21 protein-coding genes are annotated in these 23,872 nt (G+C 67.5%); 19 read left to right on the forward strand and 2 right to left on the reverse strand.

What is annotated here, in order from left to right; genetic code table 11:
* The first annotated feature begins 98 nt into the window (after positions 1 to 98).
* The 14 genes from ACFQE5_RS14245 to ACFQE5_RS14310 all read left to right on the forward strand — a co-directional run bounded on the left by ACFQE5_RS14245 (position 99) and on the right by ACFQE5_RS14310 (position 15,656).
* A complete protein-coding gene (locus ACFQE5_RS14245; RefSeq protein ID WP_379585678.1) occupies positions 99 to 482 on the forward strand; it encodes a hypothetical protein in 384 nt (127 codons plus the stop codon).
* Positions 479 to 1,849 carry a glutamine synthetase family protein gene (locus ACFQE5_RS14250; protein WP_379585391.1) on the forward strand — a complete coding sequence of 457 codons (1,371 nt, stop codon included), beginning with the start codon at positions 479 to 481 and terminating at the stop codon, positions 1,847 to 1,849. Before ACFQE5_RS14245 ends, ACFQE5_RS14250 begins: the two co-directional genes overlap by 4 nt.
* Positions 1,850 to 1,884: 35 nt before the next feature.
* Positions 1,885 to 2,817 (forward strand): alpha/beta hydrolase, encoded by a 933-nt coding sequence (locus tag ACFQE5_RS14255; RefSeq protein WP_379585392.1) that lies wholly within the window; start codon positions 1,885 to 1,887, stop codon positions 2,815 to 2,817.
* A 2-nt stretch (positions 2,818 to 2,819) separates the two neighbouring features.
* Positions 2,820 to 3,554, forward strand: a complete 735-nt coding sequence (locus ACFQE5_RS14260) for an SDR family NAD(P)-dependent oxidoreductase (protein ID WP_379585393.1) — start codon at positions 2,820 to 2,822, stop codon at positions 3,552 to 3,554.
* Complete coding sequence (locus ACFQE5_RS14265; protein ID WP_379585394.1) at positions 3,551 to 4,264, forward strand: gamma-glutamyl-gamma-aminobutyrate hydrolase family protein; 714 nt, start codon at positions 3,551 to 3,553, stop codon at positions 4,262 to 4,264. The genes ACFQE5_RS14260 and ACFQE5_RS14265 overlap by 4 nt, the downstream gene beginning before the upstream one ends.
* A gap of 111 nt (positions 4,265 to 4,375) precedes the next feature.
* Positions 4,376 to 5,863 carry a flavin-containing monooxygenase gene (locus ACFQE5_RS14270; RefSeq protein WP_379585395.1) on the forward strand — a complete coding sequence of 496 codons (1,488 nt, stop codon included), beginning with the start codon at positions 4,376 to 4,378 and terminating at the stop codon, positions 5,861 to 5,863.
* Between the two features lie 196 nt (positions 5,864 to 6,059).
* The gene (locus ACFQE5_RS14275; protein ID WP_379585396.1) at positions 6,060 to 6,431 is read left to right on the forward strand and encodes a methyltransferase family protein; all 372 of its coding nucleotides are present in this window, start codon (positions 6,060 to 6,062) and stop codon (positions 6,429 to 6,431) included.
* A gap of 433 nt (positions 6,432 to 6,864) precedes the next feature.
* Positions 6,865 to 8,358: a GAF domain-containing sensor histidine kinase gene (locus ACFQE5_RS14280; protein WP_379585397.1), complete on the forward strand. Its 1,494-nt coding sequence runs from the start codon at positions 6,865 to 6,867 to the stop codon at positions 8,356 to 8,358.
* A gap of 234 nt (positions 8,359 to 8,592) precedes the next feature.
* Positions 8,593 to 9,483, forward strand: a complete 891-nt coding sequence (locus tag ACFQE5_RS14285; RefSeq protein WP_379585398.1) for an FAD binding domain-containing protein — start codon at positions 8,593 to 8,595, stop codon at positions 9,481 to 9,483.
* Positions 9,480 to 9,995 carry a (2Fe-2S)-binding protein gene (locus ACFQE5_RS14290; protein WP_379585399.1) on the forward strand — a complete coding sequence of 172 codons (516 nt, stop codon included), beginning with the start codon at positions 9,480 to 9,482 and terminating at the stop codon, positions 9,993 to 9,995. Before ACFQE5_RS14285 ends, ACFQE5_RS14290 begins: the two co-directional genes overlap by 4 nt.
* Positions 9,995 to 12,397, forward strand: coding sequence for a xanthine dehydrogenase family protein molybdopterin-binding subunit (locus ACFQE5_RS14295; RefSeq protein WP_379585400.1), 2,403 nt, complete (start codon positions 9,995 to 9,997; stop codon positions 12,395 to 12,397). The genes ACFQE5_RS14290 and ACFQE5_RS14295 overlap by 1 nt, the downstream gene beginning before the upstream one ends.
* 42 nt (positions 12,398 to 12,439) lie before the next feature.
* Positions 12,440 to 13,504 carry an alanine dehydrogenase gene (ald, locus tag ACFQE5_RS14300; protein WP_379585401.1) on the forward strand — a complete coding sequence of 355 codons (1,065 nt, stop codon included), beginning with the start codon at positions 12,440 to 12,442 and terminating at the stop codon, positions 13,502 to 13,504.
* A complete protein-coding gene (locus ACFQE5_RS14305; RefSeq protein ID WP_379585402.1) occupies positions 13,501 to 14,850 on the forward strand; it encodes a M20 family metallopeptidase in 1,350 nt (449 codons plus the stop codon). Before ald ends, ACFQE5_RS14305 begins: the two co-directional genes overlap by 4 nt.
* 137 nt (positions 14,851 to 14,987) lie before the next feature.
* Positions 14,988 to 15,656, forward strand: coding sequence for a LuxR C-terminal-related transcriptional regulator (locus ACFQE5_RS14310; RefSeq protein ID WP_379585680.1), 669 nt, complete (start codon positions 14,988 to 14,990; stop codon positions 15,654 to 15,656).
* Positions 15,657 to 15,829: 173 nt separating this feature from the next.
* On the opposite strand, the gene ACFQE5_RS14315 is transcribed toward ACFQE5_RS14310, so the two are convergent.
* Both ACFQE5_RS14315 and ACFQE5_RS14320 read right to left on the reverse strand, forming a co-directional pair.
* A complete protein-coding gene (locus ACFQE5_RS14315; RefSeq protein ID WP_379585403.1) occupies positions 15,830 to 17,104 on the reverse strand; it encodes a hypothetical protein in 1,275 nt (424 codons plus the stop codon).
* Between the two features lie 195 nt (positions 17,105 to 17,299).
* Positions 17,300 to 18,100: an SDR family NAD(P)-dependent oxidoreductase gene (locus ACFQE5_RS14320; RefSeq protein ID WP_379585404.1), complete on the reverse strand. Its 801-nt coding sequence runs from the start codon at positions 18,098 to 18,100 to the stop codon at positions 17,300 to 17,302.
* 348 nt (positions 18,101 to 18,448) lie between these two features.
* Between ACFQE5_RS14320 and ACFQE5_RS14325 the strand changes: the two genes are divergently transcribed.
* The 5 genes from ACFQE5_RS14325 to ACFQE5_RS14345 are packed head-to-tail and all read left to right on the forward strand — an operon-like array spanning position 18,449 to position 23,832.
* Entirely contained in the window at positions 18,449 to 19,663 is a 1,215-nt protein-coding gene (locus ACFQE5_RS14325) for a Rieske 2Fe-2S domain-containing protein (protein WP_379585405.1), read from the forward strand.
* Between the two features lie 52 nt (positions 19,664 to 19,715).
* A complete protein-coding gene (locus ACFQE5_RS14330; RefSeq protein WP_379585406.1) occupies positions 19,716 to 20,735 on the forward strand; it encodes an FAD-binding oxidoreductase in 1,020 nt (339 codons plus the stop codon).
* Between the two features lie 46 nt (positions 20,736 to 20,781).
* A complete protein-coding gene (locus ACFQE5_RS14335) occupies positions 20,782 to 21,657 on the forward strand; it encodes a VOC family protein (protein WP_379585407.1) in 876 nt (291 codons plus the stop codon).
* 25 nt (positions 21,658 to 21,682) lie between these two features.
* A complete protein-coding gene (locus tag ACFQE5_RS14340) occupies positions 21,683 to 22,555 on the forward strand; it encodes an alpha/beta fold hydrolase (protein WP_379585408.1) in 873 nt (290 codons plus the stop codon).
* Positions 22,556 to 22,587: 32 nt separating this feature from the next.
* Positions 22,588 to 23,832 (forward strand): M20 family metallo-hydrolase, encoded by a 1,245-nt coding sequence (locus ACFQE5_RS14345; protein ID WP_379585410.1) that lies wholly within the window; start codon positions 22,588 to 22,590, stop codon positions 23,830 to 23,832.
* Positions 23,833 to 23,872: the final 40 nt, after the last annotated feature.

Raw genomic sequence — 23,872 nt, forward strand, 5'->3', positions numbered from 1 at the left:
CGGACCGCGCGGGCACGGGTCTCCTCATCGAACTTCCGAGGTGCTCCCACAGCTCCAGTCTCCTTGCTAGATCAGGAGCCTCTCCGCGAGCCAGGGCGATTCAGGGTTTTGACGATCGCACCACCACATGCCGGGTGATTCTCGACAGCGTGGCCGGTGCGCGGGTCGAGCACCGGAGGGCCGGGGCGGACGCCACGCCCTATATCGTGGCGTCCGCGATCCTGGCCGGCGGCCTGCTGGGGCTGGAAGCCCAACTCACCCTTCCCCCGACCGGGCCCTCGGGCAACGGCATACCGGTGCCGGCCACTCTGGCCGAGGCCATTGAGGCGTTCGAGGGTTCGCCCCGGGTGAAGCGCATGCTGGCGGACTGGTTCATCGAGGCCTTCGCCGCCACGCGCCGCAGGGAACTCACCCAGTACGAGGCGTGGTTGCGGGAGAACATCACCGCCTTCGAGCTCGGACGACACCTGGAGCATCAATGAGTAACGGCAACGGCATGCTGGACCCCGCTGCCTTCGAGGAGCTGGTCACGGACGGAACCATCGACACCGTGATCTGTGCCGTGCCCGATCCACATGGTCGGTTGATGGGCAAGCGGCTCACCGTCAATTCCTTCCGGTCGCTGGGTCTGAGCGGTGAAGGAATCCACGCGAGCAGCTACCTGTTCGCCTCCGACCTGGAGATGACTCCCCTGGATCTGCCCATCTCCAGCGGAGCCAACGGGTGGGCCGATGTCCGGCTCGTGCCGGACCTGGGCACGCTGCGCCGGGTCCCGTGGGAGCCCTACGCGGCGCTGGTGATCTGTGATGCCTACGCCTCGGACTCCGATGACCTGATCGAGGTTTCACCTCGCACCATGCTGCGGCGGCAGGTGGAGCGAGCCGCATCCGCCGGGCTGACCTTGAAGTTCGCCTCCGAACTGGAGTTCTACCTCGCGGCCCAGGACCCGGCCACGGCGCTGGAGCGAGAGTACCGGGACCTGCCCATGACCTCGGGCTATCGCGGTGACTACCAGATCCTGCAGTCGAGCCGCGATGAGTGGTTCATCCGTCAGATCCGCACTCTCATGCCTCAATTCGGCATTCCGGTGGAGTCGTCCAAGACCGAATGGGGCCTCGGCCAGCAGGAGATCACCCTCGACTACTGCGCCACCATGGAGATGGCCGACCGCCACCTCCTGTTCAAGCACGGGATCAAGGACCTGGCGCAGCGGAACAAGCTGACCGCCAGCTTCATGGCGAAGCCCAGCATCGACGAGGTCGGTTCCTCGTGCCATCTGCACGTCAGCCTGTGGTCGGCCGACGACCAGCCGTTGGGCTGGGCCGATGGGGGCATGTCGGACATCTTCGGGGCGTTCGTCGCCGGACAGTTGGACCACGCGGTCGGGCTCGGGCTGATGTTCGCTCCGACGATCAACTCGTACAAGCGTTTTGTGCCCGACCAGTTCGCCGGCACCGCCATCTGTGTGGGACACGACAACCGCAGCTGCGCCTTCCGCCTGGTCGGATCCGAAGCGTCCTACCGCCTGGAGAACCGGATCCCCGGCGCCGACATCAACCCCTACTACGCGTACGCCGCGACCATCGCCGCCGGGCTGGACGGCATCGAGCGCAATCTCCCTCGTCCCCCGATCTTCAGCGGCAACGCCTGGCGTGATGACTCGCTGGAGCTGATGCCGGCTGCACTGCACGGATCCATCCAGCACTTCGCGGACAGCAAGCTGGCTCGCTCGGCGTTCGGCGAGGAGACCCACGAGCACCTGCTGGCGTTCTATCGCGCCGAACTGGGCGCCTTCGAGTCCGGCACGGTGACCGACTGGGAACGCCGCCGGTACTTCGAACGCATCTGACGCTGTTCGCACAAGCCCGGATCGAAAGGACCACCATGCCCCTGGACCCGATCGCTCAGCAGATGGTCGACGACATGCACGCCTCGGATCGCCCGAACGCGCATCTGCTACCCGTCGAGGTGGCCCGCCAGAACTTCGAGGAGGCCTTTGCCTCGCTGTTCAAACCGGAGGTCGCCGTCGTCGAGGACCTCCACCTCACCGCCCGCGACGGGACGAGATTACGGGCCCGGCTGTACAAGCCGTCGAACGCCGACGCAATGCCCGTGACCATCTACTTCCACGGCGGCGGCTGGTTGCTCGGAAGCGTGGACTCGCACGATGTCACGACTCGGCGGCTGGCCCTTGCATCGGGAGCGGCCGTCCTGTCGGTCGACTACCGGCGAGGCCCCGATGCACGTTTCCCGACGGCTGTCAACGATGCCATCGACGCGGTTACCCATGTGTTGAAGCACGGATCGAGCATGGGACTGGACGCCTCGCGACTGGCGATTGCCGGCGACAGCGCGGGCGGCAACCTGGCAGCCGCCGCGGTCAACCACTTCACTCGCGAGGGCGAGACCTCGGTGCGCCATCAGCTGCTGATCTACCCGGTCAGCACGTGCGATATCGAGAAGGGGTTCGACATGACCTACGAGGGCATCATGCTCTATCGCGATGAGATCCAGTGGCATCAGGACAACTATCTGCCCGACCCGAGCCACAGCAGCGATCCCCGGGTGAGTGTGCTGTGCGACGACCTCACCGGAGCGCCCGAGGCCACGGTCATCCTTGCCGAATGCGACCCGATCCGGCCGCAGGGTGTCCTGTATGCCGAGGCGCTGCGAAGCCACGGGGTCAAGGTCGAGGTCCACGAGACCGAAGGCATGCTGCACGGCTTCTTCGGCCTCGACGAGCTCTTTCCCTCGGCGAGCGCGGCCATGGAGTTCGCCGGTGCCCGATTGGCGGCCGCTCTGAAGGGAGCTGACTGAACGTGGGGCACACCGCGATCGTCACCGGTGCCGCCGGCGGCATCGGCCTGGGTGTGGTGCGGCGGCTTGCCCGCGACGGCATGCGGGTGATCGCGACGGACGTGAAGGCGGTCGACCGGACAGATCTGCCCGTCGGCGTGGAGTACGTCGCGATCGACCTGGCCGATCCCACCCGGTTCGACACGTTGTTCGACCGACTGGACGGCGGCCCGCTCGACCACCTGGTGAACGCGGCCGGGATCGCCCTCTTCGACGAGGACGGGTCCAGCTTCGACATCGATGAGTCGGTCTGGGAACGGGTGCTCGCGGTCAACCTTCATGCCGTGCGGCGGTTGACGGTCGCGGCCCTGCCGCATCTGCGCCGGGGGACGGGCCGGAGCATCGTGCACGTGGCCAGCGTGGCCGGCCTGCGCGGGATGGACTCCCCGCTCGACGCCTACCAGGTCAGCAAGGCGGCAGTTGTCTCGCTGTCTCGTGCACTCGCCCAACAACTGGGCCCGGACGGGATCCGGAGCAATACCGTCTGCCCGGGTGCGATCCTGACACCGATGATCGATTTTCTCTACGAGCGCGCGCCCGAACGGCGGGCCGACATGGAACAGCGCACCCCGCTGCGCCGCCTCGGTACCGCGGACGAGGTCGCCGACGCGGTGGCCTTCCTCCTGTCGGAACAGGCTTCGTTCATCACCGCCACGGACCTGGTCGTCGACGGAGGCTGGAGCTCGCAGCTCAAATGACGCGCCCACCCCTCATCGCAGTGACCGTCGACCTGACCCACGTGGCTTCGCTGGCACTGTGGCGTGATCTGTTCCTCGGTCTCACCTCCGTGAGCGCCGCCGCCGTCGCCGTCGACTGCGGCACCGCCGAGGTGGACATGGACAGCGTGCTCCGCGCGGTCGACGGGGTCATCCTCAGCGGAGGAGGTGATATCGATCCGGCCATATATGGCGGGGACAGCGCCGACCCCGTGCTCGCGTGCGTCAATTCGTACCGGGATCGCAACGAGTTGCAGGCTCTCGCGGCTGCTCGCGCCCAGGGCAAGCCCGTCCTCGGCATTTGCCGTGGCGCCCAGCTGACCAACGTCGCTCTCGGCGGAACCCTCTACCCCGACCTGGACCGCGATCGGCCCGGTTCGCTGAAGCACCGATACTCCGAGCAGGAACTCCGCCAGGTTCACCACCAGGTACACCTCGAATCGGGCAAGTCCCGGCTCTCGACCTGGTTGGACGGCGCGTGCGAGATTGCCGTCAACAGCCTGCACCACCAGGGCGTGTGCGACCTTGCGCCTGGGGTCACGGTGACGGCCACGGCCCCGGACGGTCTGGTCGAGGCCTTCGAGACGCCCGGTGAGCTCATCACCTGCGTGCAGTGGCATCCCGAAACCCTGTGGGCGCACCAGGAACACGCCCGAGCGCTGCTCGCTGGCTTCGTCGAGTCCTGCGCGTAGCCACCCGCCGGCCCCTGTCTGATCACCCCCGTAGGGGTCTCGGGCTTGACACTCCCAAATAAGGACTAAAGAATGAACCTAAAGACCAATAGTGCGAATCGAGGGAAGGTCATGAACGAGTCGAGATCGGACCAGGCGTCGCGGACCGGCTCCCCCACGGTTGCGGTCATCGGGGCGGGCTTCAGCGGAATCGCTGCGGGTATCGCGCTCAGAAAGCAGGGAATCGAGGACTTCGTCATCTTCGAGCGGTCCGACGGTGTGGGCGGCACCTGGTGGGTCAACCGCTACCCGGGGGCGGAGGTCGACCTCGAGTCGCACATCTACTCGTTTTCGCACGAGCGCTACGACTGGACCCGCACCCACGCGGGATGGCGTGAAATCTACGACTACCTCGAACACGTCGCTCGTAAGTGGGGGCTTCTCGAACGCATCAGGCTCGGGGAGAACGTCGAGTCGGTCGTGTGGTCCGAAGTGCACCAGAGCTATACCGTCACCACGTCGTCGGGGGAGGAACACGGCCCGTTCCGGGCCGTCATCAGCGCCGTCGGCTTCCTGAACACTCCGATCATTCCGCCGTTCGCTCGTGACGACTCCGTCTACGAAGGCGAAATGTGCCACACCTCCACCTGGCGCGACGAGCTCGACCTGGGCGGCAAGGCCGTCGGCGTCGTCGGCACCGGATCGTCCGCGGTTCAGGTGGTCGCCGAGGCCGAACGTCAGGCCGAGTCGGTCAAGGTGTTCCAGCTCGAACCCAACTGGCTCCTGCCCAAGGACGCGCGAGACTTCACGCCCCTGGAGCGGCGTCTCAACCGGCTCTACCCGGTCTATGCCTGGCGGCGCTTGAAGCTGTACCTCGGCTACGACCTGCGCCAGATGCGCACCAGCCACGCCCGCGTCGACGGCAGGTTCAACAAGCGTCGACGCAAGGCCTCGCTGGAGTTCATCCGCAGCTCACTGGCCGGCCGCCCGGACCTGCTCGAGCATTCGGTGCCGGACTTCCCGTTCGAGGCCCGACGCACGGTGGTCAGTGACACCTACTACCCGGCACTGCGCAGCCCCAAGGTCACGTTGGTCCCGCACGGCGTGACCTCCATGACCGCCACCGGTGTCGTCGACGCCAGCGGCGAGAAACACGACCTGGACATGGTGGTGTTGGCGACGGGCTTCGATGCTGCCAACTATCTCGGCACCTATCGGGTCGTTGGCGAGAACGGGACGGACCTGCACGAACAGTGGAATGGCGAGCCCGAGGCGATGTTGGGCATCATGGTGCCGAACTTCCCGAACTTCTTCATGATGTTCGGCCCGAACACCAACGCCATCCCGCTCGTCACGTTCTATGAGGCGCAGGCGGCCTTCTCGGCGAAGTTGATCAAGAGGCTGGTCGCCGGCCAGGCCGCTCGCATCAGGGTGCGGCGCTCGGCTTACCTCATCTACAACGACTGGCTGCAGTCACAAATCGCCAAGACGGTGTGGGTCGAAACCGACAGCTACTTCCGCGCCGGCTCGGGCCGGATCGTCAGCCAGTGGCCGTTCAGCGCCAGCGCCTACCTGATGGCGACCAAGGTGCTCCGCCGGATCGGTGTCATCGCCGAGTAGTTGACGGCGTACCTCGCGGGCCGACAATGAGCCATGGCGGAGTCTTCTGACCTGGCCGCCCGCAGGCGGCGGGCCGCGGCCGGCACCGTGCTGATGACGGCGGGGCCGTCGGTGTTCGTCGGGGTGATCCCGTGGCTGCTGACCCGGTGGCGCGTCCGGCGTCCGGTGCCCGGCGGGACGCCCGCCCGCGTGGTCGGTGCCCTCCTGGTCGGCGGCGGTGCTCGCCTCCTGCTTCACCCGCTTCGTCACCGAGGGGGTGGGCACACCGGCGCCGATGGCGCCGCCGGAGCGGCTGGTCGTCGGCGGGATCTACCGCCACGTCCGCCACCCGATGTACGTCGCGATGGGGGTGGCGGTCACCGGGCAGGCGCTGCTGCTCGGCCGTCCGCGGCTCCTGCTCTACCCCATGATCGCGGCGGTGCCCGTCGCGATCTTCGTCCGCCGCGTCGAGGAGCCCGCGCTGGCCCGGACCTACGGCGCCGAGTACGAGGAGTACCGCCGCAACGTGCCCGGCTGGCTGCCGCGGCTGCGTCCCTGGCGCCCCGCCGCCCCGCCCGACGGGCGATGAGGGCCGCTTCCCCGGTGCCGCACGGGCGGTGCGGTCCGCCTCTCTGGCGAGGATCGCGCCACCACCCGCTTCGACGCCCTCACCGAGCCAACTCCAGACGCCGCACCCCGGCCAGCCGACCCCCGACGGGTCCTGAACGATCGATCCGGAGTCTGGCAGTGTGGTGAACAGCTCGTCACGCAGGTAACTTCTCGCTCACAGTGGCGGGTGCGACCGCGCCTGTCACCCTTTCGGGTGTTGCGCAGCGAAGTCCATCTACTAGTGGGAGCCGACCAGATGGAGACCGGATTACTGGTGATCCGCACGGTGTCTCCAGCAGCGGGTCGCAGGCGAGGTGCGGGCAGCCATGATCGATGAAGATCCCAGCAGATCGTCTTTGGAGAGCATCGGTAGCGACCCCACGGGGCGGCTCCGGGTCCTGAACCATGCGGCCTTGGCGATCAACGGCAGTCTCGGCTCCGGCGAGGTTATCGACAACGCCGTCGAATCACTGCTCGCGGCGACCGGGCTCAGCAGCGGAGTGGTCTACTGGTTCGATAGGACCCAGGAGCTCCTCATCGGCCGTGGGGCCAAGGGCTTCCGGAACGGCCTCCGACCAGGTATCGATGTGCATGGTAAGACCTCAGGGAGTCTACCGAGTCGAGCTTTCCGGGCATCCGAGCCACTGCTCTTCAACGCTGATGACCCTCGGACCGGCTACGCCAGCGTCACCGAGGACGAACGTCGCTGCATCGTCCCCGAGGAGATCCGGACCGCGGCCTTCGTGAAGATCGGTTCAGGAGCGGCGGCGCACGGGGTCCTTGCCCTGTGTGCGCACGGTTTTCGCTGGAAGATCGATGCGGATTGGGTCGAGCTGTTGTCCATGGTCGCCGGGCAGTTGGAGACCGCCCTGGAACGGGCGAAGTCGCATGAGGCGGTCAGCGAGCGCGCCGACGAGATCGCGAACCTGTACGAGATCGGCCGTCGCCTGGACGGGTTCGACGGCGGTGCGGCACTATCGGGGGCGCTCGAGTTCGCCTGCCACAGCTTCGGGTTCACGCGGTGCACCGTCGATGGCCTCGAGTTCGGTGCAACCGACTGGGTCGACGCGCTGCCGGTCGGCCACCGACTCGCTGTGCCCCTGGCCGTCGGGAACTACCGCATGGGGCAGTTGGTCATCGACTGTGGCAAACAGCCCGGCGCGCGAGAGTGGCGGCTCGGCCGGGCGATCGCCGAGCTCGTCTCGATCGCAGCGTGGCGCCACCACCACTATCGAAAGAGCAAACAGGCCGGGGCCGCGGAGGTGCAAGGCCGCCTTGCGCGGGAGATTCACGACGGAATCGCCCAGCGCTTCTATGTGATTCAGCTCAACTTGACCGCTGCCGCGGATTCCGTCGATGAGCCGGAGAACCATCAGCACTATCTTGATCAGGCGATGCGTAACTCGCAGCTGGGGCTCGAGGAGTCGCGTCAGTGGGTTCGCAGTCTCCGGCAACCGCAGGGGAGTCATCGTCGGCTCGGCGAGGACCTCGCGGTGCTTGCCGATGAGTTTGTCGCCAATTTCGGCATCCCGTGCGAGCTGAGCGTGCTCGGCCCGGAGGGAGTTCTCGACGAGTCGACCCATCAGGCCGTCATGCGGGGTGTCCAGGAGTTGTTGCACAACGTTGGAAAGCACGCGGATGCGGCGAACGTGCATGTCGGAGCCCGGTTCGGCGCTGGTCATCTGGAGGTCACTGTTGTCGACGACGGCCGTGGGATCGAGGACACCCGGAACGGCGGGTTCGGGCTGCTCGGGATCCGGGAACGGATGACCGAGGTGGGGGCGCGGTTGTTCATCTCCGGTCGGCGCGGCCGAGGAACCACAGCGGCGTTGCGGGTCCCCCTGCTGGATCCGATGGGGTTGCCGTTGGTGCCGAGTACGACGACCACCTGGCCCACAGAGCGCTGACCAGCGCTGATCGTCTGCTGCCGCCCGGGCGGATCGTCCTGCCCAGGGTCCCGGGACGGCCGTCGGGGCACTACCAATCGTCCGGGTGGCCCGCAGGGAACGGCTGGATGGCCAGTAGGCATCCGGCGATGGTGATCTTTAGCCTTGCCTCCACGAAATCGCGCGCAGCCGTCGTCGCGTTCCCGGTCAAGGAGGACTTCGCGTGCAAGCCATCAGCAGCGTTCGGAGTTTGTGATGCGACCGGCCCGATTCGATTATCTCGCTCCCACGACCGTCACCGACGCCGTAGCGGTGCTCGGCGCGGACGAGTCCGCGAAGGTGCTGGCCGGTGGTCAGAGCCTCGTTCCGCTGATGAATCTCAGACTCGCCGCCCCGAGCACGCTCGTCGATATCAACCAGGTCACCGAATTGGATTTCGTACAGGTGGCCGACGGCGACGTTCGATTGGGGGCGCTGATTCGGCACCGGCGTCTCGAATTCGACCCCGAGGTGGCCCGGCTCGTCCCGCTCCTGGCCGAGGCGGCGACCTTGATCGGTCACCCACAGGTCCGCAACCGGGGCACGGTCGGTGGCTCACTCGCCCACGCCGATCCCTCGGCGGAGCTCGGGTGCGCGTTGTTGGCGCTCGACGCCGAGGTCACGGTCCAGGGTGCAGCCGGCCGTCGCGCGGTTCCGGTCGCCGGCCTGTTCGACGGTTTCTTCACCACGACATTGGAGCCCGACGAGCTGATCTGCGAGGTTCGGGTTCCGGCCGCGGCGGGCGGGCGCGGATCGGTGCTGCAGGAGTACGCGCCCCGTGCCGGGGACTTTGCGGTGGCTAGCGTCGCGGCGTGCGTCGACCGGACCTCCGCCGGGACCTGCGTCCGAGTGCGGGCGGCGGCCGGCGGCGTCGGGTCGACACCGATCGACATCAGCTCCGCATGCGGTGAGCTGGTCGGTGAGACCGAGCTGAGCGAGGGGTTGCTGCGCCATGTCGCGTCCCACGCAGCCGAGCTCATCCAACCAGCCGACGATCTGCGGGCCAGCGCCGAGGACCGGCGCGACCTGCTCCAGGTGCTACTGGTCAGGGCGCTCCCGGTCGCGTGGACGCGTGCAGCCGGCAACCCCAACGGAGGTGCGCGATGAGGGAGATCTCGCTGCGGGTGAACGGGGAGTCGGTCTCGGTGGAGGTCGAGCCTCGCGAGCACCTCGCCGACATCCTGCGCGACCGCCTGGGGCTCACTGGCACCCACAAGGCCTGCGAGCAGGGGGCGTGTGGTGCGTGCACCGTGCATCTCGACGGAACCCCGGTGCTGTCGTGCCTGATGTTCGCCGTGCAGGCCGACAACCGCACGGTCAGCACCGTCGAAGGCGTCGGTACTGCCGAGGAGCTGGCGCCGATCCAGCGGGCCATGTCCGAGCGGCACGGCCTGCAATGCGGATTCTGTACCCCAGGAATGATCATGCAGGCGCTCGACGTGATCGGCCGAGCCAACGGTGGCCTGACTCCCGAGCGGGTTCGCCACGAGATGTCGGGCAACCTGTGCCGCTGCACGGGTTATGTCTCCATCGTGGACGCCGTTCTCGACGCCGCGGCCGAGAGCGGCTCGCCCGCCGCGGTCCCGGACGACCAGCCCACCCAGGCGGAGGTGCAGTGATGATCGGCGAGCGGGTCACACGCAAGGAGGATGCGCGGTTCCTCACCGGGGCGGGCCGCTACCTGGCGGATCTGCGACCGGCAGGGCTGAAGCACGCCGCGATTCTGCGCAGCCCGGTGGCGCACGCCCGGATCAACGGCATCGATACGACCGCGGCGCAGGCCCTTCCCGGTGTCGTCGCGGTGTTCACCGCCGCCGATCTGAAGGAGCACAGTCGGCCGCTGTCGCACCGGCTGGCGGTTCCGGGCATCCGGCCCCTGGAGTGGTATGTCCTGGCCGACGACAAGGTCCGTTACGTGGGTGAGCCGCTCGCGGTGGTGGTTGCCGAGAGCCGGTACGTCGCCGAGGACGCCCTCGAGCTCATCGAGCTGGATTTCGAGGAGCTGGATGCCGTGACCGAGGTACGCGCGAGCCTGGGCGGGGGCGGTGCTCCGGCGCCGCCGTTGCTGTTCGACGACTGGGGCGACAACATCTTCTACGCCGGTGGCTTCGCCAACGGTGATTTCGGCGCCGCGGCCGAGCGCGCGGACGGCGTGCTGTGCGAGACCATCGCCCACCATCGGATCGTCGGCCTGCCGCTCGAGGGGCACGGTGCCTGCGGTCATTTCGACCACGCGCGCGGGGAGCTGCTGCTCTACAGCTCCAATCAGCAGCCGCACAACCTGCGGACCGTCGTCGCCGATGTAACCGGTCTCTCGCTGGAGAAGGTGCGGGTGATCGCCCCCGACATGGGCGGGGGGTTCGGCAACAAGCAGCATTTCCACCGCGAGGAACTGCTGATCGCCGTCGTCGCCATTCTCGTCCCGCACCCGGTGACCTGGTCCGCGGACCGGAGCGAGTCGCTGACCGGCTCGGTGCAGTCCCGTCAGCAGGAGCACGATGTCGAGGTCGCCTACCGCGCGGACGGCCGGATCCTGGGCGTGCGTACCCATGTGATCTCCGACCTCGGCAGCCCGACCCTGTACTTCAGCAGCATCGGCCCGGCGCTGATCACCGCTTCAATGCTGCCCGGCACCTACGACATCGGGGCGTTCGAGTACCGGCTCACCGGCGTCGCCACCAACAAGCCCCCGATGGGTGCCTACCGCGGCTTCGGGCAGCCCCAGGCCAACTTCACGATCGAGCGGGTGATGGATCTGGTGGCCGACGCGACCGGGGTCGACCCGGCCGAGGTCCGCCGCCGCAACATGATCCCGGACTCGCCGCGCCCGTTCTTCAGCGCGACGGGCAACCGCTACGACACGCCGAGCTTCCGGGAGCAGATGGAGGTGCTGCTGGATGAGCTGGACTATCCGGCGGTGCGCCGCGAGCAGGAAGAGGCCCGCCGCGAGGGGCGGCTGGTCGGGGTGGGCCTGGCCAACCTCGTCGAATGCAGTACGGCGAACCTGTTCGGGTTCTGCAGCCAGTTCGGCGGCTACGAGATGGCATCGGTGGTGGTGCAGCCCAACGGGCACGTGAGCATCAACTGCGGGACCAAGTCGCAGGGCCAGGGCCACCAGACCATCTACGCCCAGATCGCTGCCGACGTGCTCACCGTCGATATGGACGACATCGACGTTACCGACGGCGACACCGCACTGCTTCCGCACGGGATGGGGACCTGGGGGAGCCGGTCGGCGACCGCCGGCGGCGGGGTGGTCCTGAAGGGGGCCCGCCAGATCCGCGACAAGATGACCGCGATCGCCGCACACCTGCTGCAGGTGGCTGCCGAGGACGTGCAGTTGCGCAGCGGTGTCTTCTCGGCCGGTGCCGGCCGGGTGACCTTCGCCGAGGTTGCCCGCGCCGCCTACCTGCAGACATTCCTCTTGCCGCCGGGAATGGATCCTGGGCTGGCTACGATCGCGAGCCTGGATCCCGGGCTGGCGGATCCCTTCCCGGACGAGACCGGAAAGATGAACGCGGGCAGCACCTTCTCCACGGCCGCCGCGGCGGCCGTTGTGGAGGTCGATGCCGGAACCGGGCAGGTCGCCGTCCGCAGCTTCCGCATCGTGCACGACTGCGGCACCGTGATCAACCCGCTGCTGGTGGACGGTCAGATCCAGGGCGGGTTCGCGCAGGCCCTGGGTGCGGTGCTGCTCGAGGAGGTCGTCCACGACGCTCAGGGGCAGCCGCTGACCAGCACACTGCTGGACTACCTGATCCCCTCGTTCTCCGACGTGCCACGGGTACACACCCACCACCGGGAGCACCCTTCGGAATTGCTCGGTGGGTTCCGGGGAGCCGGGGAAGCAACCACCATCTGCGGGCCATCAGCGATCGCGAACGCCGTGCATGACGCCCTGCGGCCGCTGGGGGTGCGGGTGCTGCGGACGAACCTGTCGTCGCGCTCTGTCCGGAACATGATCCGGGCGGCCGGGGTGAAGCCGGATCCGTTCGTGGCGGGTATCCCGCTCCGAGTCTGAGGCGTCGCGAGCGTGGTCCTGCGTGATCTGAGAGGAGCCAGCGTGAAGATCGGTGTGCCGACCGAGTCGATGGAACACGAGGATCGGGTCGCGCTCACCCCGGCCGGTGTAGAGCAGCTCGTCGCCGTTGGCCACCAGGTGTATGTGCAGGCGGGCGCCGGTGTCGGTGCGGCGATGGCCGACCAGGAGTACCGGTCGGTCGGCGCCGGGGTTGTCGACACCGCCGACGAGGTCTGGGCGGAGTCGGAGCTGGTCGTGAAGGTAGAAGCGCCGGTCGAGGGCGAGTTCGAGCGGATGCGCCCCGGTCAGGTGCTGTTCTGCTACCTGCACCTGGCCGCCTCTCGGCGACGCACCGAGGCGCTGCTCGAGCACGGCGTCACCGCGATCGCCTACGAGGAGGTGCAGGGCTGGGACGGCGTGCGCCCGTTGCGTGTCCCGATGAGCGAGATCGCCGGTCGGCTGGCGGTGCAGGTCGGCGCCCGGCACCGGACACGCCCGGCCGTCCGCGTCGTCGTGCTGGGGGCCGGCGTCGTCGGAACCAGTGCGGTCGCGGCAGCGGCCGGGTGCGGCGCGGAGGTGGCCCTTCTCGATGTCGACCCCGACCGGTTGCGCGAGGTCGACCGGCGTTACCGCGGCCGGGTGCGGACCTGTCTCGCGAGCGGGTTCGAGGTGGCACGGGCCCTTTGCGACGCCGACCTCGTGATCGGGGCCGTGGGGGTCCCGGTGGGCCCGGCGCCAACGATCGTGACATCCGAGATGGTCGCGGACATGCGAAGTGGCGCGGTGCTGGTGGACGTGGCGATCGACGAGGGCGGCTGTTTCGAGGGCTCTCGGCCGACGACCCTCGCCGACCCGACTTTCGCTGTGCACGGCACGCGGTTCTGCTGTGTCCCCAACCTGCCGTCAGTGGTTCCGCGGATCGCGACCCGCGCGTTGACCGACGCCACGCTGTCCTATGTGGATGCTTTGGCCGGCAAGGGTGTGGACCGTGCGGTGCGCGAGGACCGGAGTCTCGCGCTGGGGCTGAGCACCTGCCGCGGGCGGATCACCAGCGAACCGGTGGCGGCGACGCACGATCTGCCGTTCGCCCGGGCGGTGGCGTCGTGACCGCGCAGGTGGACGGGGTGGCGGTGGCTACCCATCCGATGCCCCTGACCAGTGAGCAGCGCTCCCTCTACCGGCAGATCTGCCTCCGCCTGGACCCCGACCGGCTGCGCGATCTGTTGGTGCGGCTGGTGAACATCCACAGCCCCACGGGAGCGGAGCGGGCCGCGTCGGAGTTCATGGCCGACCACCTGGCGACCGCGGTAAGTGTCCGGTCGGCGTATCTACCCATGACCGAGACCAGCGGCAACGTGACCGCCGAGCTGCCCGGCAGCGGCGGCGGGGCCCGGCTGCTGCTCTACGCCCCGATCGACACCCACATCGATCCGGAGTCCGACGTGCCCTGGGTGGGGCCGTCGCTGCGGGCCGACATGCTCCCGCAGGCCCGCGTCGACGGTGACCTGGTGATCGGGCTGGGCGCGGCCAACCCCAAGTGCATGGTCGCCGGGCTGACCGAGGTACTACACGCGGTGCGGGAGGCCGGCATCCCGTTGCTGGGCGACCTGCTGCTCGGGTTCGCCGGGGGCGGGATGCCGGTGTCGATCAGCGGGAGGGCGCACGCCGGCCTGAGCAACGGGGTGCACCACCTGCTGTCCCGCGGGACGGCCCCGGACTTGGCGATCGTGTTCAAGCCGTCGTGGGCGGTGTTTGCCGAGGAGCCAGGCCTGTGCTGGTTCAAGGTGTCCGTCCGGGGCACGCTCGGCTATGCGGGGATCCCGCGCGGCACCCCTGGGTTCCGCTCCTCGATCGTGCCGGCTGCCACAGTGATCCAGGAGATCGAGGCCTGGCTGCCGACGTACACCCGGCAGAACACAATGGGCACCACCGCGCCCGAGGGGTGGATCTCCGCGGTTCGAGCCGGAAGCCCGGAGAAGCCGGCATTTCCCTCGGCCACCACCGAGATCTACCTGGATCTGCGGGTGAACCCGCGGACACCGCCGGCGCAGGTGCGCCACCAGTTCGCCGAGATGATCCAGCAGATACGCCACCGACACCCGGACATCGATCTCGACTGGGCGATGGTCGGCTCGCTGCCAGGCGGACGGACCGATCCCGAGCACTGGATCGTGCAGTCCTGCCAGCGAGGCTGGGCCGAGGTCGAGGGACGGCCGTACACGTCCACTCCACTGGCAAGCGGCCAGACCGACGGTGCCCTGATCCGTCGACTCGGCATCCCCTGCGCACGGATCGGCTACCCCTGGCCCCCGGCCTGCGCCCCCGCTGAGCTCACCGACGGCCTGGGTGGGATGGGGGTCGCATCCATCGACGACGTCATGCGGGGCGTTCGGGCCATCGCATACGCCGTGGTGGACACGCTCACCCGGCCGCGGGTTGAACTCGGCCTGTGAGCCGGGGCACGGCCGGGTGCTAGCGTGCCGGTCCAGGACTGTCGGCGGTTTCGGCTCGCCTGCCCACCCGACGAGCCTCGCCCATCGACGAGAACACAAGTAGGTCGAACGCTGTGGACGGTGCGCAAATCCGGATGATGGTGGTCGAGGATCACCCTATCGTGATGGAGGGGGTCAAGGCCGTCCTCCAACGGCTGCCCGAGGTCACCGTCGTCTCCACCGCGACGACCGGTGCCGAGGCATTGACCGCGGCGGCCGCGTCCGACCCTGCCGTGGTGCTCCTCGACCTGGAGATTCCCCCGCCGGCCGGGGCTGAGCTCATTCAGGCGCTGGCCGAGGTCTGCTCGGCCCGGGTCCTGATCATGACCGTGATCGACGACGACGACCGGCTCGTGGAGTGCATGCGGGCCGGCGCGTCGGGATACCTGCTCAAGGGCACCCCGATCGACGAGGTGTTGCACGCGATCAAGCTCGTGCACCAGGGCGAGGTCTCGCTCACCCCGGCGCTGACCCGCCGCCTGGTGACCAGGCTCGCGGTCGGGGAGCCAGTGAAGCCGGAGAAGCCAGCCGCACAGCCGACATTGACCTCACGTGAACGCGAGGTGCTGACCTACGTCATGCGAGGGCACACGAACCGTCAGATCGCGTCGAGGATGTTCCTCTCGCCACGGACGGTGAAGGCGCATCTGGCGACGGCGTTCGAGAAGCTCGAGGTCCATGATCGGACCGCCGCCGTCAGCGTCGCCATCGCACGCGGTCTCATCGAGCTCGACGGCCCGGACGGGCGCTCCACCGGCACCTCCTGATGCAGGGCCTGGCCCGGGGGCCGTGAGACGGGCGGTGCGGTCCGGTCAGAGCGGCTGCACCGCCCGTCGTCAGGTGAGGGGTTGCGCGGCGTCCGGGCTCAGACGCGGATCCGCGAGGAGCGGTGTGGCACGGTCGATCTTCCCCTGATCCTGCGCGGCCACCGCCCCGATGCTCACGAGGAGCGTCGGCTGGTGACAGCTACGCCGTTCGATCCGGGCTCAGCCCTATCTGTGAAGCGTTGCCCGAGTATGACCAGCAGGTATCCGATCACTGCGATCCCGAGTGAGACGATCGGAGCCAGCTGGGCGAGCAGTGGTAGCAGCTCAGCGCTCTGAAGCAGCGCGATGCCGACGGCTGCCGAGACGAGCCACACCGCCGTCGCCGGTGTCAGCAGGCGCCGCTTGGTGGTCTCCGTAGCCAGCGCAAATTTCGTCTGCATCCCACCGAACGTGACACAGGTGGCCATGATGCCACCCCAGCCGACGAAGAAGATGCCGAACCACTGCAATGTCTGCAGCAGATAGGAGAAGACATCGGTGAGCATCAGCACCACCGCCACGACCGCCACTACGGTGACCAGCAGTTTGCGCCGGACCCGCCGGCCGGTGGCTTCCTGGATGAGACGTTGAATGTTGAGCGAGGAGAGGTAGAAGTTCAACGTCTGGATCCGCATCTGGGTCACGACGATGAACACCAGGCCGACTACGCCCATCAACTGGACCAGCGCGATCGCGACACCGACCTCCGAAGCAGCCTCCGAGCGTGGCAGCACCGACTGGACGATGAACATGCCGATGATGCCGTTGACCACCAAAGTGATCGTGGTGAATACGGGACCGAAGGTCACCCATCGGTGGTAGTGCACGTCCTCTTTTCTGCCGAATCGTGAGAAGTCGTTCGAAACCGGAATGATCAGCCACACGCCGAGATAGATCACGACGGTTGTGACCCAGCCCGGGATCACTTGCGCCGCGGCCGGGACGACTCCTGGATAGTCGAGCCAACCTGCGGGATTTCCTTTTATCGCTGCCAGCACCACTGCCGCCAGCACACCGGCGACATACAGCGGAAGTAGCACCGCATTGATCTTGTCCAGCCAAGTCAGGACGGCGCCCATCATCAGTGGCAGCATGCCGACCACCGCAACGACGTACCAGATCCGGAGATCGCCACCCAGATACTGCTGAAAACTGACCGCGATGACGCTTCCTTCGAACACCGTGAAGTAGACTGTCGCGATTGCGAGCAGCAGGATGATGAGCAACCGGCCCAGCTTGCCGAAGATCTGTTCCGAGGTGAGGGAGCTGCCCTTCCCGGTACTGATGCCGAGTCGGACCATCGGCATGTTGAACAGCGCCATCAGCGCGGCCGACACGAGAAGGCCGATGATGGCCTGTTTCGTTCCTGCGAGCGTCGCCGCAAGCGCACCCTGGAACAAGTAGATCATACCGACGAGCATCGCCCAGCTCGCCATGTGTACTTTGCCGCGACTCAGTCGAGCCTCAGCCGGAACGACCTGGGTAGCGAAATCGTCGTCTCGGTGTTCATTGACGACCTGAGGTGTTGACCCGTCGTCCGCAGGTGCTCTTGTGCTCATGGATGTGTCCTCCATCTTCCAGGAGATTGCCTAGGACGTGGTGGGTCAGGTGGATGACATTCCGCCGTCGATCACCAGGAATTGACCGTTGATCTGTCCGGACGTTTCGGAGGCGAAGAACGCCACAGCATCGGCGATCTGCTCGGCTGAGGTCAGCCGGCCGGTCGGGGTGGCCTCCAGCATCGCTTGGATGCCAGGGTGTCCCTGTTCGAGCATCCGACGTACCTGCGCGGTCGACACCGGGCCAGGCGCGACGCAGTTGGCGGTGATGCTGTTCTTGCCCAGCTCCAAGGCGAGTTGGCGGGCCAGGCCGATGTGGCCCGCCTTGGCTGCGGAGTACGCCGCATGGCCTTCCAGCCCGATGATCCCGGCTATCGAGGAGATGTTGACGATCCGTCCGTAGTGTTGATCGAGCATGTGCGGGATCGCGGCACGGCAGGCCAGTACCGTGGTGATCAGGTTGTTCTCGAGCTCCGTCCGAAGGTCCTTCTCGGACTTCTCGGCGAATGGCCCGAGAGCAGATCCGGTCCAGCCGCCCGCACTATTCACCAGGACATCCACCCGGCCGAACCGATGGTGGGCGTGGGCGATGGCCCGGGCGGCGCCTCCCGGCTCCGCCAAGTCGGCCACGACCGTGGTGGCGATGCCGCTCTCGGCAGCCTCGATCTCGGCTGCCAGCTCGTCTAGAACCGGTTGCCGGCGGCCGACGAGTGCGATCCGGAAGCCGGCGGATGCAAATCGGTGGGCGATCGCTCGTCCGAGCGAACCCGCTGCGCCGGTGATGAGAGCAACGCGCTGACTGCCTGGGCCCATCGTCGGGTTGTCGGGACCGGGGTCGGACTGCATTTCACGCATTTCGCCTCGGACTTCGATGTGATATGGACCACGACACAGTGCGGCACGGCTCAATGGGGCGCCAGTGGCCCATCGGCCAGATCTTGCCCTGTCCGCTCGGGCATGCCCCAGCGGTCCTGCTCGGCCGAAATGGGGCCGGCACAAGCTGCTTATCGGACAAGTGGACGGTTCAGCGTGGCCATCTGGACAGTCGTTCGTGTGAAATCCAGTGGCCGATAGGTCGGGTCAAGTCCGAACCTCAGGCCACTGGCGGGCGGGTGCTGACCGGGTTGGGATTGGTGCAGGTCAGATCGGCGGCAGAAGCGGCCGACGAGGGTATGGATCGAAAGGGCGTACGCGATGTCGCTGACGAACTCGATGGATGTCGGGAGCGCTGTCGGGAAGGTTTCCAAACGCCAGTACGAGCCCTACCTGAAGGCGTCGTGGGGCTTGCTCAACCACTGGTATCCGGCATTGTTCAGCAGCGAGCTCGGTGAGAACGAGGTCAAGGGTGTCACCATCTGTGGCGTTCCGTTGATCCTGCGCCGGGTGCATGGAAAGGTTCATGTGCTGCGTGACCAGTGCGTGCATCGCGGGGTGAAGATGTCGATCCGGCCGATGTGCCTGACCGACGACACGATCACCTGTTGGTACCACGGCTACACGTACAACCTGGAGACCGGCCGCCTGGAGACGATCATCGCGGCACCTGACGACGAGATCGTCGGAACAACGGGAATCCAGGTGTTCCCGGTTCAGGAAGTCAACAACCTCATCTATGTCTTCGTGGGGGAGCCCGGATACGAGCCGGTGCCCGAGTTGCGGCTGGATCTGCCTCCGAAGCTGGAGAATCCGGTCCATCCGGTGGCGCACCCGCTGGATCCGGACACGATGATACTAGGTGTCCGCCGGACCGCGAACGCGAACTGGCGGCTCGGCGTCGAGAACGGTTTCGACCCTGGCCACCAGATGCTGCACCGGGATGCCGCGATCGTCCTCGCACGGGATACCGCCCTGCCACTCGGTATCAACCCGACGGATCCGCGCGCGATCACCGCGTACGAGGATGAGGATGGCCCGAAGGGAATGATGAACGAGTGGAACTCGGGATTCTACGACCTGGTGATGGCCAACGAACGGCTGAACATCAAGGCCGCAGGTAACAACCCGACGGTGGGCCTGCGCACGTCGATGTACCTGCCCGGTGTGCTGATGGTCGAGAACTGGCCGGCTTACGGCCTGGCCCAGTACGAGTGGTTCGTGCCGATCGACGACAAGACCCACGAGTACTGGTCGGTCATCGCGGCCAAGGTCAGCACTGAGGAGGAGCGCAAGCGCTTCCAGTACGACTTCGACTACCTGTGGCGAGACCAGGCGTTGATCGGGTTCAACGCCGACGACGTCTTCGCCCGGGAGGCGATGGAGAACTTCTACGAAGAGGGCGGTCCGGGCTGGGACGACGAGCAGCTCTGCGGGATGGACGCGATCATCGTCGCCTGGCGCAAGCTCGTCTCCCGGCATGCCCGCGAGATCCAGAAGCCGCAGCGCAACCCCAGCCCGAAGCTTGCGGAGTAGACCCGACCCGCACCGCTGGCCAGCTCGATTCCCCTCGGAGGAGTCCGAAACGATGTACAGCGCGAGCCTTCGGTTCTCCGATGGGCATGTCGAGACCGTGGATGTTCCGTCCGGGTGCAATGTGCTGAAAGCGGCCTTGGACGCGGGAATCGGGCTGGCCTCGCAGTGCCAGTCGGGAAGCTGCGGGACCTGCGTTGCGCAGCTGCGGGACGGGCGCACCGAGCCGGTGCCGGGGCGCGCGAGTGCGCTGCTGGACAGCGAGTACCGGGAGGGCGGACGGCTGCTCTGCTCGACGTTGCTCGATTCTGCGGCGCAGTTCCAGCTGCCCTACCCGAGCGAGGTTCTCTTCGGAGAACAACCGAAGGTCCATGTCGCAACCGTCACCGAGCTTGTCCCGCTCTCGCAGATCGTGGTTGGGCTGCGGGTGCGGATCGAGGATCGACCGCTTGGGTTCCGGGCCGGACAGTACGCCCGGATACGCGTGCCTGGCACCCACGAGTGGCGCTCCTACTCGATGGCGAGTCCTCCGGACAGCGGAGCTGAGCTGGAGTTCCACGTCCGGTTGCTGCCCGACGGGCGGTTCTCGTCGTACCTGCGCGAGGGCTGCACGGTCGGCGCGCAGCTGGAGATCGACGGCCCATACGGGTCCTTCGTCGTGCGGCCGAGCAAGGACCATCATCTGTTCGTGGCCGGTGGTACTGGCCTCGCGCCGATCCTGTCGATGATCGACCACCTCCGCGAGAGCGGCAGCAGGCGAAGCCCGGTGACCCTGTGCTTTGCGTGCCAAACGGAGACCGCCCTGTACTACGCGGAGGAGGTCGGTCTGCGGACGATGTGGATGCCCCGGATGCAGGCCCGCATCGCGGTCACGGAACCGACCACTGCCGGCTCCTGGACCGGCCCGATCGGAACCCCGGTTTCGCTCATCGAGCCGGGGGACGTGAGGGAGCGAACCACCGCCTACCTATGCGGTCCGCCCGGCATGATCGACGCGGCCCGGCGACGGCTACGTGAGCTCGGTCTCCCCGCAGACCAGATCCACAGTGAGCGATTTGTATCCAGTGAGGAATGACGGATCCGCCCCGGGTGTGGCGTCCAGCAGTAGATCGGGAGAGCCGGTGAGCGTCAAGCAGTTGGGTTACTTGGGTCTGGCCGCTCGTGACACCGCGGCCTGGCGGCGTCTGTTGATCGATCGGCTCGGCTGCCAGCAGGCGGTCGGGTCGTCGCCGGATGCATTGCGTATCCGGGTTGATGAGCGGAGCCACCGCATCAGCATTCGGTCGGCCGATACCGACCGAATCGACTACCTGGGGTTCGAGGTGGCAGACGCGGTGGCTCACACGAATCTCGTCGAGCGGCTCCGGGCAGCCGGTCACGAGGTCGTCGAGGGCACCGCCGAGGAGCTCGCCGACCGGCAGGTGCTCGGGCTGTCGCACACCACCGACCCGGCCGGATACCGGATCGAGTTCTACTACGGCCCGACCGTGGACGAACGCCCGTTCGTCTCCGCGCTCGGGATTCCGGGCTTCGTCACCGGCGCCCTGGGAGTGGGACACATCGTGATCGCGACCTCGATGTACGACCAGGCCCTGCGGTTCTATCGGGAGCAGCTCGGCTTCCGGGTCAGCGACCACATCACCACGGACGGCATGGAGGCGGTGTTTTTGCGCTGCAATCCCCGCCACCATACGGTGGCGCTGCTGCGGTTGCCGGCCGACGCCGGAGGCAGCGAGTTCCATCACTTCATGCTGGAGACCCCCGATCTGGACAGCGTCGGCCGGGCGCACGACGCATGCGTCCAGGCTGAGATCCCGATCTCGTTCAGCCTGGGACGGCACACGAACGACCACATGGTGTCGTTCTACCTGCGCAGCCCGTCCGGCTTCGAGATCGAGTACGGGACCGGGGGGCGGCTCGTCAACGACGCCACCTGGGAGATCGACCAGTACCGGTCGATCTCGTTCTGGGGGCACCGTCCGCTGGTCTCCCGCTGAGCCCACCTTCGAGAGGCGATTCATCGTGCGAACCATCCACCATGACCTGCTCGGAGCGCAGATCCGCTACTTGGGCACCGACCCCGGTCTCCGCAGCCGGGTGCTCGAGGCGGGCGAGGGCGATGCCCTGATCCTGCTGCACGGCGGGGGCGGTCACGCCGAGACCTACAGCCGCAACATCGTGCGTCTGGGCAGCAAGCTGCGGGTGCTGGCGCCGGACTTCCTGTGGCACGGTCTGTCGGCGACCCCGCCGTACCGAGAGGGGAACTGGCTGCGCCAGTTCACCGAGCAGATCCTGCATCTGATGGACTGCCTGGGCATCGCCAAGGCGAGCGTCGAGGGCGAGTCGCTGGGTGCCTGGATCGGTCTCGACATGGCGATCAACTACCCGGACCGGCTCGACCGGCTGATCCTCAACACCGCCTGGGGGATGCGGTTCGACCCGAACTCGGTTCAGGAGCGCGGCGCCGACCTGTCCGATCTGCGCCGGCGGTCGATTGAGGGACTGCGGAATCTGGACGAGGCCGCGTTGCGCTCCCGGCTCGAGTGGCTCGTCCACGATCCCGCTGACGTCACCGACGAGCTCGTCGCGACCCGCCTGATGCTGTGGAGCCGACCGGAGGTCCGTGCCGCCCTGACGACCTACTACGAGCACGTCTTCTCCCCGGAGATGGACCCCTATCTCTTCGATGAGCACAGCCTGCGCCGCATCTCCGCACCGACCCTGGTGCTGTGGACCGAGCACAACCCGTTCCACGGCGTCGACGCCGGAAAGCGGCTCGCCGAGCTGATCCCCGATGCCCGGCTGCACATCGTGCCGAACGCGGGGCACTGGCCACAGTGGGAGAACCCAGAGGAGCATGATCGAGTGCTCCTGGAGTTCCTGGGCGTCGGGTGAGCCGCGCGGGTCAGACGAGGAGAACGGACCGGATGGCAACGATCGACGACATCTCGGTGTCGCCGGATGAGCTGCGTGACCGCATCGAGCGGCTCGGGGCGGTCGGCGAGCGACCCGCCGGCGGCCTGGTCCGCTTCTTGTACGACGATGCATGGTGCGCGGCCGCTGATCTCGTCGAGCGATGGATGCGGCAGGCGGGGCTGCAGACCCGCCGGGATGCGGTCGGCAACGTCTTCGGGCGGTTACCGGGCACCACCGAGACGGAGCGCACCATCCTCACCGGCTCGCACATCGACACCGTCCGCGGTGGCGGCAAGTACGACGGCGCCCTGGGCATCGTCGGTGGGATCGCTGCGCTGGCCGTGCTGAAGGAGAGGATGGGCCGCCCCCGACGCTCGCTGGAGGTCGTGGCGATCTGCGAGGAGGAAGGCAGCCGGATCGCCGGGAACCTGTTCGGCTCGCGCGGCATGCTCGGGCTGACCAGCGCGGCCGAGACCGCCCGGCTCACCGACCCCGATGGGGTTTCGGTGGTCGACATGATGACCCGGATCGGATTGGATCCGGCCGCGGTGCCGGACGCGGCCCGCCGCGATGTCGACCACTTCGTCGAGCTGCACATCGAGCAGGGGCCGGTGCTCGACGGCACCGGCACGCAGATCGGTGTCGTCACCGGCATCGCCGGTATGCGCCACCAGTTGGTGACGGTGTGCGGCCAGCCCGACCATGCCGGGGCCACACCGATGGACCGGCGCCGCGACGCGCTGCAGGGCGCCGCCAGGATGGCAGTGATGATCGACGAGCTCGCGCGGGGCACGGGGGAACCCACGGTCGCCACCGTCGGCCAGATGCAGGCGTGGCCGGGTTCGGTGAACACCGTCGCGGAGCGGGTCACCTTCAGCCTCGACCTGCGCCACCCCTCCGATCCGGTGCGACTCGAGCTCCTCTCCGAGATCGAGGGGCGTTGCCGCGCGCTGGCCGAGCACCACGGCCTCGCCGTGGAGATCGTCGACCGCTGGGAGGAGCAGGCAGCGCAGATGGACGCCGGCCTGCAGCAGGTGCTGGCCGACACGGCCGACGACAGCGGCTTCAGCTGGTCCGCGCTGTCCAGCGGGGCGGCGCACGACAGCCAGCTGTGGGCGCGGCACGTCCCGACGTCGATGATCTTCGTTCCGAGCGTGGGTGGACGGTCGCACTGCGCGGTCGAATACACCCCGCTCGAGGACTGCGTCCGCGGGGCCACGCTGCTCGCACGCGTGCTGTACCGAATGGCGTACTAGCGGTCCGAAATCGGGCAGCGGAAACCGAGAGCTGAGATGA

Origin of the sequence: Pseudonocardia hispaniensis (assembly GCF_042658695.1) — a bacterium.
Taxonomy (GTDB): Bacteria; Actinomycetota; Actinomycetes; order Mycobacteriales; family Pseudonocardiaceae; genus Pseudonocardia; species Pseudonocardia hispaniensis.

Bases quoted from the DNA above. Each gene is read 5' to 3' on its own strand.
- ACFQE5_RS14290 (WP_379585399.1), top strand. From the start codon at position 9,480: ATGAGGGAGATCTCGCTGCGGGTGAACGGGGAGTCGGTCTCGGTGGAG.
- ACFQE5_RS14345 (WP_379585410.1), top strand. From the start codon at position 22,588: ATGGCAACGATCGACGACATCTCGGTGTCGCCGGATGAGCTGCGTGAC.
- ACFQE5_RS14330 (WP_379585406.1), top strand. From the start codon at position 19,716: ATGTACAGCGCGAGCCTTCGGTTCTCCGATGGGCATGTCGAGACCGTG.
- ACFQE5_RS14320 (WP_379585404.1), bottom strand. From the start codon at position 18,100: ATGCAGTCCGACCCCGGTCCCGACAACCCGACGATGGGCCCAGGCAGT.
- ACFQE5_RS14270 (WP_379585395.1), top strand. From the start codon at position 4,376: ATGAACGAGTCGAGATCGGACCAGGCGTCGCGGACCGGCTCCCCCACG.
- ACFQE5_RS14250 (WP_379585391.1), top strand. From the start codon at position 479: ATGAGTAACGGCAACGGCATGCTGGACCCCGCTGCCTTCGAGGAGCTG.
- ACFQE5_RS14315 (WP_379585403.1), bottom strand. From the start codon at position 17,104: ATGATCTACTTGTTCCAGGGTGCGCTTGCGGCGACGCTCGCAGGAACG.
- ACFQE5_RS14255 (WP_379585392.1), top strand. From the start codon at position 1,885: ATGCCCCTGGACCCGATCGCTCAGCAGATGGTCGACGACATGCACGCC.
- ACFQE5_RS14310 (WP_379585680.1), top strand. From the start codon at position 14,988: ATGGTGGTCGAGGATCACCCTATCGTGATGGAGGGGGTCAAGGCCGTC.
- ACFQE5_RS14265 (WP_379585394.1), top strand. From the start codon at position 3,551: ATGACGCGCCCACCCCTCATCGCAGTGACCGTCGACCTGACCCACGTG.
- ACFQE5_RS14325 (WP_379585405.1), top strand. From the start codon at position 18,449: ATGTCGCTGACGAACTCGATGGATGTCGGGAGCGCTGTCGGGAAGGTT.
- ACFQE5_RS14285 (WP_379585398.1), top strand. From the start codon at position 8,593: ATGCGACCGGCCCGATTCGATTATCTCGCTCCCACGACCGTCACCGAC.
- ACFQE5_RS14295 (WP_379585400.1), top strand. From the start codon at position 9,995: ATGATCGGCGAGCGGGTCACACGCAAGGAGGATGCGCGGTTCCTCACC.